Source organism: Streptomyces sp. NBC_00557, assembly GCF_036345995.1.
Classification (GTDB): domain Bacteria; phylum Actinomycetota; class Actinomycetes; order Streptomycetales; family Streptomycetaceae; genus Streptomyces.
In genome coordinates this window covers 6450840-6466714 of sequence record NZ_CP107796.1, presented here as the reverse complement: position 1 = coordinate 6466714, position 15875 = coordinate 6450840, and the positions used below count along the sequence as shown (strand labels likewise).

Annotated in this window: 17 protein-coding genes; 8 read left to right on the top strand and 9 right to left on the bottom strand. The window is 73.7% G+C overall.

Annotated features, from left to right (window positions below):
- Positions 1-26: 26 nt before the first annotated feature.
- The 3 genes from moaA to OG956_RS28400 form a co-directional block, all read right to left on the bottom strand.
- Positions 27-1016 (bottom strand): GTP 3',8-cyclase MoaA, encoded by a 990-nt coding sequence (moaA, locus tag OG956_RS28410; protein ID WP_330340851.1) that lies wholly within the window; start codon positions 1014-1016, stop codon positions 27-29.
- 151 nt (positions 1017-1167) lie between these two features.
- Positions 1168-2787 carry a solute symporter family protein gene (locus OG956_RS28405; protein ID WP_330340850.1) on the bottom strand — a complete coding sequence of 540 codons (1620 nt, stop codon included), beginning with the start codon at positions 2785-2787 and terminating at the stop codon, positions 1168-1170.
- Positions 2784-3140, bottom strand: coding sequence for a DUF485 domain-containing protein (locus OG956_RS28400; protein ID WP_330340849.1), 357 nt, complete (start codon positions 3138-3140; stop codon positions 2784-2786). The genes OG956_RS28405 and OG956_RS28400 overlap by 4 nt, the downstream gene beginning before the upstream one ends.
- 257 nt (positions 3141-3397) lie before the next feature.
- On the opposite strand from OG956_RS28400, the gene OG956_RS28395 reads away from it, so the two are divergent.
- From OG956_RS28395 to OG956_RS28385, 3 genes are all read left to right on the top strand, one after another.
- Positions 3398-4927, top strand: a complete 1530-nt coding sequence (locus OG956_RS28395; RefSeq protein WP_330340848.1) for a S8 family peptidase — start codon at positions 3398-3400, stop codon at positions 4925-4927.
- A gap of 69 nt (positions 4928-4996) precedes the next feature.
- Positions 4997-6376: a CoA transferase gene (locus OG956_RS28390; protein ID WP_330340847.1), complete on the top strand. Its 1380-nt coding sequence runs from the start codon at positions 4997-4999 to the stop codon at positions 6374-6376.
- A gap of 100 nt (positions 6377-6476) precedes the next feature.
- Positions 6477-7490: a CopD family protein gene (locus OG956_RS28385; RefSeq protein WP_330340846.1), complete on the top strand. Its 1014-nt coding sequence runs from the start codon at positions 6477-6479 to the stop codon at positions 7488-7490.
- A 170-nt stretch (positions 7491-7660) separates the two neighbouring features.
- On the opposite strand, the gene OG956_RS28380 is transcribed toward OG956_RS28385, so the two are convergent.
- A complete protein-coding gene (locus tag OG956_RS28380; protein WP_330340845.1) occupies positions 7661-8371 on the bottom strand; it encodes a VIT1/CCC1 transporter family protein in 711 nt (236 codons plus the stop codon).
- Between the two features lie 281 nt (positions 8372-8652).
- Between OG956_RS28380 and OG956_RS28375 the strand changes: the two genes are divergently transcribed.
- The 5 genes from OG956_RS28375 (at position 8653) to OG956_RS28355 (ending at position 13445) form a co-directional block, all read left to right on the top strand.
- A complete protein-coding gene (locus tag OG956_RS28375; protein WP_330340844.1) occupies positions 8653-9636 on the top strand; it encodes a DEDDh family exonuclease in 984 nt (327 codons plus the stop codon).
- 107 nt (positions 9637-9743) lie between these two features.
- A complete protein-coding gene (locus tag OG956_RS28370; RefSeq protein WP_330340843.1) occupies positions 9744-9977 on the top strand; it encodes a hypothetical protein in 234 nt (77 codons plus the stop codon).
- Positions 9978-10026: 49 nt separating this feature from the next.
- The gene (locus tag OG956_RS28365; RefSeq protein ID WP_443065621.1) at positions 10027-10821 is read left to right on the top strand and encodes an SURF1 family cytochrome oxidase biogenesis protein; all 795 of its coding nucleotides are present in this window, start codon (positions 10027-10029) and stop codon (positions 10819-10821) included.
- A 78-nt stretch (positions 10822-10899) separates the two neighbouring features.
- Positions 10900-12684, top strand: coding sequence for a glycoside hydrolase family 15 protein (locus tag OG956_RS28360; protein WP_330340841.1), 1785 nt, complete (start codon positions 10900-10902; stop codon positions 12682-12684).
- Positions 12685-12689: 5 nt separating this feature from the next.
- Complete coding sequence (locus OG956_RS28355) at positions 12690-13445, top strand: SDR family oxidoreductase (RefSeq protein ID WP_330340840.1); 756 nt, start codon at positions 12690-12692, stop codon at positions 13443-13445.
- A 120-nt stretch (positions 13446-13565) separates the two neighbouring features.
- On the opposite strand, the gene amaP is transcribed toward OG956_RS28355, so the two are convergent.
- The 5 genes from amaP to OG956_RS28330 are packed head-to-tail and all read right to left on the bottom strand — an operon-like array spanning position 13566 to position 15836.
- On the bottom strand, positions 13566-14147 hold the full coding sequence (gene amaP / locus OG956_RS28350) for an alkaline shock response membrane anchor protein AmaP (protein ID WP_330340839.1): 582 nt from the start codon (positions 14145-14147) through the stop codon (positions 13566-13568).
- Positions 14148-14151: 4 nt separating this feature from the next.
- Complete coding sequence (locus OG956_RS28345) at positions 14152-14766, bottom strand: DUF6286 domain-containing protein (protein WP_330340838.1); 615 nt, start codon at positions 14764-14766, stop codon at positions 14152-14154.
- Positions 14766-15122, bottom strand: coding sequence for an Asp23/Gls24 family envelope stress response protein (locus OG956_RS28340; RefSeq protein WP_330340837.1), 357 nt, complete (start codon positions 15120-15122; stop codon positions 14766-14768). The genes OG956_RS28345 and OG956_RS28340 overlap by 1 nt, the downstream gene beginning before the upstream one ends.
- 7 nt (positions 15123-15129) lie before the next feature.
- The gene (locus OG956_RS28335) at positions 15130-15321 is read right to left on the bottom strand and encodes a hypothetical protein (protein WP_330340836.1); all 192 of its coding nucleotides are present in this window, start codon (positions 15319-15321) and stop codon (positions 15130-15132) included.
- A 38-nt stretch (positions 15322-15359) separates the two neighbouring features.
- The gene (locus OG956_RS28330; protein WP_330340835.1) at positions 15360-15836 is read right to left on the bottom strand and encodes an Asp23/Gls24 family envelope stress response protein; all 477 of its coding nucleotides are present in this window, start codon (positions 15834-15836) and stop codon (positions 15360-15362) included.
- Positions 15837-15875 lie beyond the last annotated feature (39 nt).

The window sequence follows — 15875 nt, the reverse complement described above, 5'->3', positions numbered from 1 at the left end:
AGGGCTTGCCCCTAGAGGGCTTGCTCCTAGCCGCCGATCGCCGACATCGGCCGGTCCGGCTGCACGAACGACGGGTCGTCCAGGCCCGCCCCCGCCTTCTTGCCCCACATGGCCAGCTTCCAGATGCGGGCGATCTCCTCGTCCGGGGCGCCGGAGCGCAGGGCCGCGCGCAGGTCGGTCTCCTCGGTGGCGAACAGGCAGGTCCGTATCTGGCCGTCGGCTGTGAGCCGGGTGCGGTCGCAGGCCGCGCAGAAGGGGCGGGTGACCGAGGCGATGACGCCGACCCGGTGCGGCCCGCCGTCCACCAGCCAGCGCTCCGCCGGGGCCGAGCCGCGTGCCTCGGCGCCTTCGGGGGTGAGGTCGAAGCGGGTGCGCAGGGAGGCGAGGATGTCCCCGGCGGTGACCATCCCCTCGCGCTTCCAGCCGTGCTGGGCGTCGAGCGGCATCTGCTCGATGAACCGCAGTTCGTAGTCGTGCTCCACGGCCCAGGCGAGCAGGTCGGGGGCCTCGTCGTCGTTCAGGCCCGGCATCAGGACCGAGTTGACCTTGACGGGGGTCAGACCGGCGTCGCGGGCGGCCTGGAGTCCTTCGAGGACGTCCTTGTGGCGGTCGCGGCGGGTCAGGGTCTTGAAGACGCCCGGGCGCAGGGTGTCCAGGGAGACGTTGACCCGGTCCAGGCCCGCGGCCTTCAGGGCGGCCGCGGTGCGCCTGAGGCCGATGCCGTTGGTGGTGAGGGACATCTGGGGACGGGGGGTCAGCGCCGCCACGCGCTCGACGATCCCGACCAGGCCCGGCCGCAGCAGGGGCTCACCGCCGGTGAAGCGGACCTCCTCGATGCCGAGCGTGCGCACGGCGATGTCGATGAGGCGGACGATCTCGTCGTCGGTGAGCAGGTCGGGCTTGGCGAGCCACTGCAGGCCCTCCTCGGGCATGCAGTACGTGCACCGCAGGTTGCACCGGTCGGTCAGCGAGACCCTCAGGTCGGTGGCCACTCGGCCGTAGGTGTCGATGAGCACGCAGGCCCCCTCCCTGAAGTCCCGGCCATCGTGTTCCGTCACCTGCGAGCCTACGTGACGCCACCGACAACGACAGCAGCTTGATCCGACGAGGTGCGGCGCGGCCGCGTCGTAGGACCGTACAGTCCCTTGCCGACGCGGCCGCGGAAGGTCAGTGTGCCCCGGTGCCGGTCAGGGACCGCACCTCCAGTTCGGCGTACTTGCCGGTGTCCGGGACCTCCTTGGAGAGGAGGGTGCCCAGGACGCCGAGCAGGAAGCCGACCGGGATGGAGATGATGCCGGGGTTCTCCAGCGGGAACCAGTGGAAGTCGACGTCGGGGAACATCGAGGCCGGGCTGCCGGAGACCACCGGGGAGAACAGCACCAGGCCGACCGCGGTGACCAGGCCGCCGTAGATCGACCACAGGGCGCCCGCGGTGGTGAACCGCTTCCAGAACAGGCTGTAGAGGATGGTCGGCAGGTTGGCGGAGGCGGCGACGGCGAAGGCGAGGGCGACCAGGCCGGCCACGTTCAGGTCGCGGGCCAGGGCGCCGAGGAGGATCGAGACGGCGCCGATGCCGACGGTCGCCCAGCGGGCCGCGCCGATCTCCTGTTTCTCGGTGGCCTGCCCCTTCTTGATCACGTTCGCGTAGATGTCGTGCGCGAAGGACGAGGAGGAGGCCAGGGTGAGACCGGCGACGACGGCGAGGATCGTGGCGAAGGCGACCGCCGAGATGGTGGCGAGCAGGATCGCGCCCCAGTTGGAGTCCACCCCGCCGAGGTGGAGGGCGAGCAGGGGCGCGGCGGTGTTGCCGGCCTTGTTGGAGGCGATGATCTCGTCCGGTTTGATCAGCGCGGCGGCGCCGAAGCCGAGGGCCAGGGTCATCAGGTAGAAGACGCCGATCAGGCCGATCGCCCAGATGACCGACTTACGGGCGGCCCTGGCCGAGGGAACGGTGTAGAAGCGGATCAGGATGTGCGGCAGGCCCGCGGTGCCGAGGACCAGGGCGATGCCGAGCGAGATGAAGTCCAGCTTGGTCGTGCCGGTGGCGCCGTACTTCAGGCCCGGTTCCAGGAACGCCGCGCCCTTGCCGCTGTTGTCGGCGGCCTTGCCGAGCAGGTCGGAGACGTTGAAGTGGAACTTCAGCAGGACCAGGAAGGTCAGCAGCACGGCGCCCGCGATCAGCAGCACCGCCTTGACCATCTGGACCCAGGTGGTGCCCTTCATGCCGCCGATGGTGACGTACACGATCATCAGGACGCCGACCAGGGCGACGATGCCGATCTTGCCCGCGTCGCTGGTGATGCCGAGCAGCAGCGAGACGAGGACGCCGGCGCCGGCCATCTGGGCGAGCAGGTAGAAGATCGAGACCACGATCGTGGAGGTGCCGGCGGCGGTGCGCACCGGGCGCTGGCGCATCCGGTAGGCCAGCACGTCGCCCATGGTGTAGCGGCCGGAGTTGCGCAGCGGCTCGGCGACCAGGAGCAGCGCGACGAGCCAGGCGACGAGGAAGCCGATGGAGTACAGGAAGCCGTCGTAGCCGAACAGGGCGATGGCGCCGGCGATGCCGAGGAAGGACGCGGCGGACATGTAGTCGCCGGAGACGGCGAGGCCGTTCTGGAAGCCGGTGAACTGCCGTCCGCCGGCGTAGAAGTCGGCGGCGTCCTTGGTCTGGCGGCCCGCCCAGACGGTGATGACGAGGGTCGCGGCGACGAACACCGCGAACAGGGTGATGATCAGCGGCCGGTGCTGGCTCGCCTCACCGGCGGCCAGGGTGATCGCGGGGTTCATGCGCCGCCCTCCATCCGGGACTTGATGGCCTGCGCCTTGGGGTCGAGCTTGGCGGCGGCGTGCCGGGCGTACCACCAGGCGATGAGGAAGGTGGTGAGGAACTGGGCGAGGCCCAGGACGAGGGCCACGTTGACGTTGCCGGCCACCTTGGTGCCCATGAAGCCGCCCGCGTAGTTGGAGAGCAGCACGTACAGCAGGTACCAGGCGGTGAAGGCGAGGGCGAGCGGGAAGGCGAACGAGCGGTGGGCGCGGCGCAGTTCACCGAACTCCGCGCTCTGCTGCACCTCGGTGAACTCCTCGGTGGAGGGAAGTGGGGCCCCCGGTGTGGCGGGGGGCGGTGTCTCGGTGGCCACGGAGTCTCCTCGCGTTGCGGAAGCGGTCTCGGACGGGGGCTCGATGGTGCTGGCGGTCCCCGTCCAAGGTCCACGGCGCCACGCGAGGACCGGTTCAAGTCCTATGAGTTGTTTCCGCAAGCCGACTTGTCGAGCCATTGCCAACTCATTGCCGTCCGGTGGGCCGTGGGATAGCTTCTGCCTGCACCACCGTCATGTACCTGCCCGAGCGCCACCGTGTCTCGGGCTGTTCTGTACCCGGATGATGTGGAGATCCCATGGCTCATCTGCGCTCCAGACGCCGGCTCGCGCTCGCCGTGCCCGTCGTGCTGTCGCTGACCGCCTCGCTCGGCTTCCTGCCGGCGGCGGCCTCGGCGGCGCCCGCCACGGCCGGCGCGGTGCGGGCGGCGGACGCCGGTCCGAACCTCTCGTACGTGGTCAACACGCGTACGGACCGCCGCACGATCGAGTCCGTGCGGCGGGAGATCTCCCGCAACGGCGGCTCGGTGGTGGCCGCTTACGACACGATCGGCGTGATCGTCGCCCACTCCGCCGCCCCGGACTTCGCCGCGCGGATGCGCGCGGTGCACGGGGTGGACTCGGCCGGGGCCACGCGCAACGCGCCGCTGCCCGCCCAGTCCACCACCGACGTGGGCACGCCGAAGGTGCTCGGCGCCGAGCAGGCAGCCGAGGCCGGCGCACAGGCGACGGCGGGGCAGGACCCGCTGGAGCCGCTGCAGTGGGACCTGCCCGCCATCAAGGCGGACAAGGCGCATGAGAAGACACTGGGCAGCCCGGACGTCACGGTCGCGGTCATCGACACCGGCGTGGACGACACCCACCCGGACATCGCGCCCAACTTCGACCGCGCGGCCTCCGCCAACTGCGTCTCGGGCAAGGCCGACACGACGGACGGCGCCTGGCGGCCGAGCGCGTCGGAGAGCCCGCACGGCACGCACGTGGCCGGGGAGATCGCGGGCGCCAGGAACGGCGTCGGCATCACGGGCGTGGCGCCGGGCGTGAAGGTGGCCGGCATCAAGGTCGCCAACCCGGACGGGTACTTCTACACCGAGGCCGTGGTCTGCGGCTTCATGTGGGCGGCCGAGCACCACGTCGACGTGACCAACAACAGCTATTACACCGACCCGTGGTACTTCAACTGCACCACCGACCCGGACCAGAGGGCCCTGGTGGACGCCATCACGCGGGCCTCGCGGTACGCGGAGAAGAAGGGCACGGTCAACGTCGCCGCGGCCGGCAACGAGAACTACGACCTCGCGTCCGACTCGATCACCGACCCGGTCTCCCCCAACGACGGCACCCCGTCGGACCGCGTGATCGACCCGCACACCTGCTACGACATACCGACCCAGCTGCCGGGTGTGGTGACGGTGGCCGCGACCGGCGCGAAGGGCCTGAAGTCGTCCTTCTCCAACTACGGCCTCGGCGTGATCGACATCGCCGCCCCCGGCGGCGACTCGACCGCCTACCAGAAGCCGGCGCCACCGGCGACCAGCGGTCTCATCCTGGGCCCGCTGCCGGGCGGCAAGTGGGGCTACATGGCCGGTACGTCGATGGCGACGCCGCACGTGGTGGGTGTCGCCGCATTGATCAAGTCAACCCACCCGCACGCCCCGGCCGCCGCCGTCAAGGCGCTCCTGTACGCGGAGGCCGACGCCACGCCGTGCACGGACCCGTACGACATCAACGGTGACGGCAAGGTCGACGCGGTGTGCGAGGGGCCGACGAACCGCAACGGCTTCTACGGCTTCGGCACGGCGGACGCGCTGGCCGCGGTGACCAGGTAGGAGTTGCCGCCCGGGCGGACACATATTGAGTCAATCAATATTGATTGATCCATGATGCATAGTGAAGCCATGACTGCTGACATCGAGGTGGCATGGTCTTCGCTGGGCGGCGACCCCGCCCTCGTCTCCCGGGTGGCCACGGTCGGCCGACCGGGTGCTCTTCCCGCGCGGCTGCCGGTGCGCGAGCTGGCACGCGCGTGCGTCGGGGCCTGCGCGCTGGCCGCCGCGGAGCTGGGGGCGCGGCGCGCGGGGCTCGGCGAGGTGCCCGAGGTGCGGGTGGACGACGGGGCCGTGGCCGCCGCCTTCCACAGCGAGCGGCTGCTGCGGGTCGACGGGCGCGCCCCGGCCGTCTTCGCACCGCTGTCGCGGTTCTGGCGGACGGCCGACGGCTGGGTGCGCACCCACGCCAACTACCCGCACCACCGGGCCCGGTTGCTCACCCGGCTGGGGCTGCCCGCGGACGCCTCCGTGGCGGCGGTGGCCGCCCGGCTCGCCGAACGGCCGTCCCTGGGCGTCGAGGAGGCGGTCTGCGACGCCGGCGGTCTCGCCGTGGCCCTGCGCACGCCCGAGGAGTGGGCGGCCACCGGGCAGGCCGCCGAGCTGGCCGCACGGCCGCTCGTCGAGCGGGAGCGCCTGGGCTCCGCGCCGCCGCGCGCGCTCACCCCCCTCGATCCGGCCGCCTCTGCCCTGCTGCCCGCCGCCGGGCTGCGCGTGCTGGACCTGACCCGGGTGCTCGCCGGCCCCGTCGCCACCCGCACCCTCGCCCTGCTCGGCGCGGACGTGCTGCGCGTGGACGCGCCGTGGCTGCCCGAACTGCCCGACCTGCACGCCGACACGGGTTTCGGGAAGCGGTCGGCGGCCGTCGACCTCGCCGCCGACCGCGACGCCTTCGAGGCGCTGCTCGCCTCGGCCGACGTCGTCGTCACCGGCTACCGCCCGAGCGCCCTGGACCGGTTCGGTCTCTCCCCGCGGGCGCTGGTCGCGCGCCGCCCCGGCCTGGTGGTGGCGCAGATCTCGGCGTGGGGCGCGTACGGCCCGTGGGGCGGGCGGCGCGGCTTCGACAGCCTGGTGCAGGCCGCGACCGGCATCGCCGTCACCGAGGGCTCGGCGGCGGAGCCCGGCGCGCTGCCCGCGCAGGCGCTGGACCACGGCACCGGCTATCTGCTGGCGGCGGCCGTCCTGCGGGCGCTGACCGAGCAGTCGTACGACGGGGGCGGCCGGATGGTGCGGCTGGCGCTGGCCCGGACCGCGCACTGGCTGACGGATGGGATCCGGCCGGGCACGGCCACGGGTGCGCCGTACGACGGGCCGGATCCCTGGCTGACCGAGACGGACGGCCCGCTGGGCCGGCTGCGGCACGCCCTGCCACCGGTGTCCTTCGCCGGCGGCCCCGCGAACTGGGCGCGGCCCCCAGTGCCGTGGGGGTCGGACGCCGCCCGCGGGTGGTGAGCGGGCGGGCGGCCGGAAACGTGCGGCGGGGCGGAATGCCGTACTGCCAGTTGTTTTCGGGCACTTGCCCGGTTCTGCCACACCTCGCGAAGATCGCGGGGTGAGGCTGACCGGACCGACCGCCGAAACGACCGGCGACGAAGGCGTCCGCGCCCGGCGACCGGGCTTCGGGCGTGCCGCCGCCCTGCTGGCCCTGGTGACCCTGGGCGCCCTGATCCCGCTGCTCGGGCCGTCCGCGGCGCTGCACGGCACCGGGGAGGCCGCCGCGCCGGGCGCCGGCGGCATCGGGCTGCTGCGCGCGGTGCTGTTCGCCGGCCTGAGCGTGCCTCTCGGCGAGCTGTTCGTGCACCGGCTCGCCCGGCGGCTGCCCGGCATCCCGCCCGAACGGCCGTACAGCTGGGCGCCGTTGGCCGCCTGTGCCGGTTTCGTCGCCGCGCTGGCGCTCGCCGCGGTGGTGTCCGCCGGCGATCTGATCCCGCGCGGCCCGGGCGACATCGACATCGGCGGCCTGTACGGCTCCCGGGACGGCAGGCTGGCGCTGCTGGAGGTCAACGCCTTCCTGCTGGCTGCCCTGTGCGCGTTCCTGCGGCGTCCTGCGGCGCAGATGGGGGCGCTGGCCGCGGTGGTGGCCGCCGAGGCGCTGCGCGCGCATCCCACGACCGAGCAGAGTCCGCTGACCGGCTCGGGTCTGACGCTGGTGCACCTGACGTGCGCGGCCCTGTGGGCCGGCGGCCTGCTGCACGCCCTGCGGCTGCTGAGGCTGTGGCGCGGGGGTCCGGCGGGCGCCGTGCTGCTCGGCCGCTACGCGCGCGTGGCGGCCGTTCTGCTCGCGGCCATCACCGCGACGGGCGTGTGCAGTTCGCTGCGCCGCATGCCGCCGGGCACGGTCCTGGACCAGCTGACGAGCACGGCGTACGGGCGCACGCTGCTGGCCAAGACGGTCCTGGTCGCCGCCGTCGCCCTGCTCGCGCTGTGGGCGCGCATCCGGCTGCGCCGGGCCCCCGACCCGCTGACCGCGTACACGCCCGCGCGGGCGGAGCTCATCGCGCTGGGCGCGGTCGTCGCGGTCTCCGGCCTGCTCACGGCGCTGCCGCTGCCGATCCGCTGGACCTAGGCCTGTCGTCGAACTCCCTCCCCCAGAGCACGCACCTGCGGCATGCATCAGCTGCTCCGCAGCGGGCGCGAGGCCCGCCCTCCGGGCGGACGGCGGGAGTCTGACGACACCGCCCAGACCGCTCGCCGGCGACCGGTGACCTCAGGGCGGCGACGCCGGGGAATGGCGGGTCAGACGCCGGTCGCGCCCAGCAGGCGGCCCGCCGCGTAGGTGACCGCCATCGCCAGCGCGCCGCCGACGACGTTGCGCAGCACCGCCCGTTTCGGGTGCGCCGCGCCGAGCCGGGCGCTGGTCCAGCCGGTGAGGACGAGCGCGGCCAGTACGGAGCCGACGGTGACGCCCAACCGCCGGCCTGCCGGGGGCAGGACGATGGCCAGCAGCGGCAGCAGCGCGCCCACCGTGAAGGCGAGGAAGCTCGCCCAGGCCGCGTGCCAGGGGTTGGTCAGCTCCTCCGGGTCGATGCCGAGTTCCACGCGCGCGTGCGCCCTGAGCGGGTCCCGCGCGGTGAGCTGTACGGCGGCCTCCCGGGCCACCTCGTGGGACAGTCCGCGCTCTTCCAGCAGCGTCGTCAGCTCCCGCAGCTCGGCGTCCGGCTGCTCGCGCAGTTCACGTCGCTCCACAGCCAGCGCGGCCATCTCGGAGTCGCGCTGGGTGGAGACGGAGACGTACTCGCCGGCCGCCATGGACATCGAGCCGGCGAGCAGGCCGGCCAGTCCGGCGGTGAGCAGCGCGGACCGGCTCGGTGTCGCGCCGGCCACGCCGACGACGATGCCCGCGGTGGAGACGATGCCGTCGTTCGCGCCGAGCACGGCGGCCCGCAGCCAGTTCAGTCGCGAGCCGAGCGCGCCCCCGTGGGCCTCTTCGTGGGTGGGTTCGGTCACACCGGCGAGGATCCCACTGCCCGGGCCGCCCGCGCCGCACCGACGCTCCTCACCGGGGTCCGCTGCGGGGCGCCGGGGCCGGGACGCTCGTCTCCGCGGGTGCCGTGTGCCTGGGCGCTCGTAACGGCGGTCGCCGGGGGCCGGGGCGCTCGTATCGGCGGCCGCCGGGGCGGCGGTGAAACCGCGTCACCGTTCCTGCGGCGAACGCGCGTGCGGTGCCGGCGGCGCCATCGGTACCTCTGGGACCGCGCTGTCAGTCGTGGCCCGTATCCTCAGTGACCATGCTCGAAGACCGTGCGACCGCAGTGTCCTCCCCCACCCAGTGGCCGGCCGCGTATCCCAAGGGATACGCGGTCGTTGACGTGGAGACCACCGGCCTGGCCCGGGACGACCGCATCATCTCGGCGGCCGTGTACCGGCTGGACGAGCGCGGCGAGGTGGAGGACCACTGGTACACGCTGGTCAACCCGGAGCGCGATCCGGGACCGGTGTGGATACACGGCCTGACGAGCGAGGTACTCGAAGGGGCCCCGCTCTTCGCGGACATCGCCGAGGAGTTCGCGGCCCGGCTGGAGGGCCGGGTGCTGGTCGCGCACAACGCGGTCTTCGACTGGCAGATGATCGCCCGGGAGTACGCGCGCGCGGAGCGCCAGGCGCCGGTGCGTCAGCGGCTGTGCACCATCGCGCTGTCGAAGGAGCTGGGGCTGCCGCTGCCCAACTTCAAGCTGGAGTCCCTGGCGGCGCACTACGGCGTCGTCCAGCAGCGGGCGCACCACGCGCTGGACGACGCGCGCGTGCTCGCGGAGGCGTTCCGGCCCAGTCTGCGGGCCGCGGCGGCGGGCAACGTCCGGCTGCCGCTGCTGGAGTGCCGGCCGCTGACGGAGTGGTCGGACCGTCCGGTGCCCCGGCAGGCGTCCGGCGGCTACGGCGGCTACCGGCCGGGCAGTTGGCGCCCCTCCCGCAGAAGGCCGGCGTGCCCCTATCCCAACCCGGGCCGCTACGAAGACGGCAAACCCCTCAAACAGGGCATGCGGGTGGCGTTCTCCGGGGACACCTCCGTCGACCGCGAGCTGCTGGAGGACCGGGCCACCGAGGCGGGCCTGCACGTGGCGTCCAGCATCTCCCGGCTGACCAGCCTGCTGGTGACCAACGACCCCGACTCGGGCACGTCCAAGGTGGCCAGAGCCCGGCAGTTCGGCACCCCGATCGTGGACGAGGCGGCGTTCGGGCAGCTGCTGCGGGACGTCGAGCCGGCCGACGGGTGAGGCACCGCTCGGCGCCGGAGGACGGTCATCGTACGAACGGGTGGTTGCCGGACGACTCACCCGCCGCCCGCTCGCCCGTGCGCCGGGGACGGCCCACCCTGTGGCGCATGGCGAAATGTGAAGTTTGCGGCAATGACTACGGTATGGCCTTCGAGGTCCACGCACAGGGCGCGGTGCACGTCTTCGACTGCTTCTCCTGCGCGATCCACCGGATGGCCCCCATCTGCGAGCACTGCCGGGTGCAGATCATCGGGCAGGGCGTGGAGGCCGACGGCAAGTTCTACTGCGGGGCGCACTGCGCCCGCGCCGAGGGAAAGGTGGGGATCGTCGACCGGGTGTGACCCGGTACCCGCCTGAATGCACCCCACGGCCCGGAGGTACCGTCGTGGGGTGCACCGCTACCGCTTCCTGTTGTCCCGCCAGTGGGTGATCCTCACGCTCGTCGCGATCGCGCTGATCCCGACGATGATCAGGCTGGGTTTCTGGCAGAAGCACCGGTACGAAGAACGCACCGCCCGCAACGACCTGGTCTCCGCCGCGCTGCACGCCAGGCCCGTCCCGGTCGAGCGGCTGTCCTCCCCCGGGCACGCCGTGACCCGCACCGAGCGGTACCGCACGGTCACCGCGACCGGCACCTTCGACACCGCCCGGCAGGAAGTGGTCCGGCGCCGGACCAACTCCGACGGCGAGGTCGGCTTCCACGTGCTCACCCCGTTCGTCCTCACCGACGGCAAGGTGCTCCTCGTCAACCGCGGCTGGATCCCCGCGGACGGCGCGCAGACCGCGTTCCCGAAGATCCCCGCCCCGCCGTCCGACCGGACCACCATCACCGGGCGGCTGATGGCCGACGAGACGACCGCGGCGAGCGGCATCAAGAACGTCAAGGGCCTGCCCGACCGGCAGGTCATGCTGATCAACAGCGAGCAGGAGGCGCACCGGCTCGGCGCGCAGGTGCTCGGCGGCTATGTCGAGCAGACCGCGCCCACGCCCAAGGGCGGCCCGGAGCAGATCTCCGATCCCGGCAGCGAGGACGCCCCGCTGAACTACGCCTACATGATCCAGTGGTGGCTGTTCGCCGCGGGCGTCCCGGTCGGCTGGTGGTTCCTGGCCCGCCGGGAGATCCGCGAGCGCGAGGAGGCCGCGGCGGAGGCGAAGCCGGAGGAGAGCGCACCGGCCGCCGTGTGACCCGGCACCGCCGCACGCCCCTCACCCCCCCCGGCGCACCGCTGATTGGCCCCCTGATCCGCCGGGAAACCGCATCCCGTGAACGCGCGCATCGAGGACTACGCCCTCATCGGTGACGAGCAGACGGCCGCACTGGTCGGCAGGGACGGCTCGATCGACTGGCTCTGCCTGCCCCGCTTCGACTCCGGCGCCTGCTTCGCCCGGCTGCTGGGCGACGAGGACCACGGCTACTGGCGGATCGCCCCGAAGGGAGCCGGCACCTGCGCCCGGCGCGCCTACCGGCCCGACACCCTCGTCCTCGACACCGAGTGGGAGACCCCCGACGGCTCGGTCCGCGTCACCGACCTGATGCCGCAGCGCGACCGGGCCCCCGACGTCGTACGCATCGTCGAGGGGACCGGCGGCCGGGTCACCGTCCGCAGCACCCTGCGGCTGCGCTTCGACTACGGCTCGATCACACCGTGGGTGCGCCGCTCGGACGGGCACCGGGTGGCCGTCGCGGGACCCGACTCGGCGTGGCTGCGCTCCGAGCCGGCCGTGCACACCTGGGGCGAGGACTTCGGCACCCACTCCGAGTTCACCGTCGCCGAGGGCGAACGGGTGGCGTTCGTGCTCACCTGGCACCCCTCGCACGAGCGCCGCCCGCCGCTCGCCGACCCCTACGAGGCCCTCGAGAGCAGCGTCACCGACTGGCGGTGCTGGGCCCGGCAGTGCCGCTACGCCGGCCCCCACCGGGACGCGGTCGTCCGCTCCCTGATCACCCTGAAGGCGCTCACCTACGCCCCGACCGGCGGGATCGTCGCGGCCGCGACCACCTCCCTGCCGGAGAAGCCGGGCGGCGTGCGCAACTGGGACTACCGGTACTGCTGGCTGCGCGACTCCACCCTCACCCTCGGCGCGCTGCTCAGCGCCGGCTACCACGAGGAGGCGTCCGCGTGGCGCGACTGGCTGCTGCGCGCGGTCGCGGGCAACCCGGCCGACCTGCAGATCATGTACGGCGTCGCGGGCGAGCGGCGGCTGCCGGAGACGGAACTGGACTGGCTGCCCGGCTTCGCCGGCTCCGCCCCTGTGCGCATCGGCAACGGCGCCGTCGACCAGCTCCAGCTCGACGTGTACGGCGAGGTGATGGACTCCCTCGCGCTGGCCCGCAGCGCGGGGCTGTCTCCCCGCCCGCACATGTGGGCCATGCAGCGGTCCCTGATGGGGTTCCTCGAGACGGCGTGGCGGCAGCCGGACGAGGGCCTGTGGGAGGTGCGCGGCGGCCGGCAGCAGTTCGTGCACTCCAAGGTGATGGTGTGGGTGGCCGCCGACCGGGCCGTGAGGACACTCGAGCGGTACCGGGACCTCGACGGCGACCTGGAGGGCTGGCGCAGGCTGCGCGAGGAGGTCCACCAGGAGGTGTGCGAGAAGGGGTTCGACCCCGGGCGCAACACCTTCACCCAGTACTACGGCTCCCGGGAACTCGACGCGGCGCTGCTGCTCATTCCGCGCGTCGGTTTCCTGCCGCCCGACGACCCGCGGGTCGTCGGCACGGTCGACGCGATCCGCGAGGACCTCGGACACGGCGGCTTCCTGCGCCGCTACGACACCGAGGACTCGGTGATCGACGGGCTGCCGAGCGGCGAGGGCGCCTTCCTGGCCTGCTCGTTCTGGCTGGCCGACGCGCTGCACATGACCGGCCGGACCAAGGAGGCGAGGGACCTGTTCGACCGGCTGGTGGGCCTGTGCAACGACGTGGGCCTGCTGGCCGAGGAGTACGACCCGGTCGACGGCTGCCAGCTGGGCAACTTCCCGCAGGCGTTCAGCCACATCGGCCTGGTGAACACCGCCCTCACGCTCCACGGGGACGAGCAGGCAGGATAGGGGCCATGGATCTTGGACTGAAGGACCGGGTGTACGTCGTCACCGGGGCGACCCGCGGGCTGGGCAACGCCGCCGCGCGGGAACTCGTCGCCGACGGGGCGAAGGTCGTGATCAGCGGCCGGGACGAGAAGCGGGTGGCCGAGGCCGCCGCGGAGCTGGGCCCGAACGCGGCCGGCGTGGCCGTGCACAACGCCGACCCCGAGGCGCCGGAGCGGCTGATCGCGGCCGCCCGTGACTCCTTCGGCGCGTTCCACGGCGTACTGGTGAGCGTGGGCGGCCCGGCGCCGGGGTTCGTGGCCGACAACACCGACGAGCAGTGGCGGGACGCGTTCGAGTCGGTGTTCCTCGGTGCGGTACGGCTCGCCCGTGCGGCGGCGGCCGAGCTGGCGGAGGGCGGGGTCATCGGCTTCGTGCTCTCCGGGTCGGTGCACGAGCCGATCCCGGGGCTGACCATCTCCAACGGGCTGCGGCCGGGGCTCGCCGGCTTCGCCAAGTCGCTCGCCGACGAGCTCGGGCCGCGCGGCATCCGGGTGGTGGGCCTGCTGCCGGCGCGGATCGACACCGACCGCGTGCGCGAGCTGGACGCGCTGTCCGCCGACCCCGAGGCCACCCGCGCCGCCAACGAGTCCCGGATCCCGCTGCGCAGGTACGGCACGCCGCAGGAGTTCGGCCGCGTCGCGGCGTTCCTGCTGTCGCCGGCCGCCTCCTATCTCAGCGGGATCATGCTGCCGGTGGACGGGGGCATGCGGCACGGGTTCTGACCGCCGGGCCCGCGCCGCATCGTGCGGGTCGGCCGACGCACGACGCGCGCCTTCGGGCGGGCCGGCCGGCGCGCCGCGAGCGACGGCCGCACCGCGCCGGACGGCCCGCACGGCAGCGCGTCACAGGACCCGCTCCGCGCGGTGCCCGACCGCCCGAAGGTGCACGTGCGCCGGAAGCGCGGCCAGACCCGCCGACTCGCGGGCGCGCGCCAGGGTCTGCGTGGTGAACGCGTGCAGGGCCTTCGCCGGGTCCACGTACGGCTCCAGCTGGAGCCACACCCGCGCCACGGGCGCCGTACGGCTGCCGTGCAGCAGGATCTCGGCGTGGGCCACCCCCTCCTGCCGTACGGCGTCCTCGGCCAGCGCCGACTCCAGGGCGCGGGCGCGCAGCAGGGCGGACGCGCCGTCGCCGGTGTCGACCACGACCTCGGTCAGCCGGCGGCGGCGCAGGGCCGTCGTCAGCCACCACAGGGCGAGCAGGAGCACCAGGGCCGGCGCGGCGATGACGGCCGGCCACCACCAGCCGGCGGTCCGCCAGTGGGTGCGTTCCGACCTGCTGAGCAGCACGTCGTGCGGGCCGGTGTGGATCCACCAGGACGGCGGCGGCGCGCCCAGGCCGACGGCCAGGACCGCACCGCCGACCGCGAGCAGGACCAAGCCGACGAGGGCCAGCAGCAGGCGGTGGAGGACTGCGCTGCGCATCGCCTCACCCCTTGCGCCCTGGCCGGGCCACCCGCACGGACAGCGTGGGCGGCCGGGGCAGGCCGAGCCCCTGGAGGGCTTCCCTGAGCACCGTGTTCAGGTCGGCGCCCACCTCGTCCAGACCGCGGAAGTGCGCCAGGACACGCACGTCGGCCTTCCTGCGGCGCATCCGCACCCGGACCGACCGGACGCCGGAGACGTCCATGGCCCGGTCGCGCAGCACGAGCGCGGCCGTGTCCCGCCGGAGGGCGGCGCGGACCTGGGGGTGCGGGCGCCGCATGGGCAGCAGGCCGCGCAGACCGGGCGTGAGCGCGAGGACGATCAGCCACAGGCCGAGCACGGCGGCGACGGCCGCGCCGGCCAGCACCCAGGCGTCGTCCAGCGGCCGTTCGGCCAGCTGCCGGGCCAGTGCCCGGCGCCAGCGCATGGCGGGGCGGTGGGCGCGCACGGCGACGATGTCGTACAGCAGCAGGCCGGCGCCGCCCAGCAGCAGGACCGCGACGACGGCGGCCGGGACGCGGCGCGGCGACCAGAAGCGGCCGCTGCCCTCGGCGGGGGCGGGCGGGGCGCTGCCGGGGCCCTTCTCGAGGGTCGGTGCGGTCGGCTGTGGCTCGCTCATCACGCCCTCCCGTGCGGTGCCAGGTGGAGCCGTTCGACCCGGACGGCGACCTCGGGCACCTCCATGTCCGTCAACGCGCCTACCCGCTCGGTGACTTGGCGACGCACGGCGGCGCAGCGGGCGCCGACGTCGCAGGGGTACCCGAGTTCGACGCGGACGCTGACGCGGGCCGTGCCGCGGTGGACGACGACCGTGGCGTGCGGGGCGGCCGCGTCGGCGGACGGCGGGGACAGTGCCTCGCGGGCGGCCTGCGCGGCGATCTTGGCCACCACCCGGTCGGCGATCCGCAGGGCGCCGCGCTCGCCGGGCGGCACCAGGTCCGCCGGCGGGCGCACCGCGCCCGTCCGGGCGGTCATCGTCGTCTCACCGCCGGTCGCGCCGGGTGTCGCGGGTGCGGAAGAAGTCACGCGGTTCCAGGTCGCCGTCCGCGAACCGGCCTACGACGAAACCGACCGCGCCCAGCGCCGCCACCAGCAAAAACGCGCTGAAGCCGCCGAAATACCCGGCGAATCCCAGCGCCATTCCGGCGATCATGCCGGCCACGGCCATGCTCATGCAGCGCTCCTCAGCTCATCGGGGTGTGCGGGGCGAGGTCACTGGATCCGGGGCGTTTCGGGCTCCTCTTCCTCCTCGGGCAGTTTGACGTCGCTCACGGCGATGTTGACCTCGACCACCTCCAGTCCGGTCATGCGTTCCACCGCCGCGATCACGTTCTCCCGTACGGCGCGGGCCACGTCGGCGATCGCGACGCCGTAGTCCACGACGATCTCCAGGTCGAGCGCGGTCTGCACCTCGCCGACCTCGGCCTTCACTCCCCGGGCCACCGACTTGGAGCCGCCCGGCACCCGGTCGCGCACGGCGCCGAAGGTGCGGGCCAGGCCGCCGCCCATGGCGTGCACGCCGACGACGTCCCGGGCCGCGAGACCGGCGATCTTCTCCACGACGCCGTCGGCGATGGTGGTCCGGCCGCGGGCGGCCGGATCGCCGCCGCCGCGCCGGGTGGTCTTGCGGGCCGAGGCCGACACCTGCGTCTCGGGCTCACCCTCGGGGGTGGTCGTCAGGTCGGTCATCGCCGTCCGTCCCTTCGGTGGTCGTCCCCTTCGATGTCC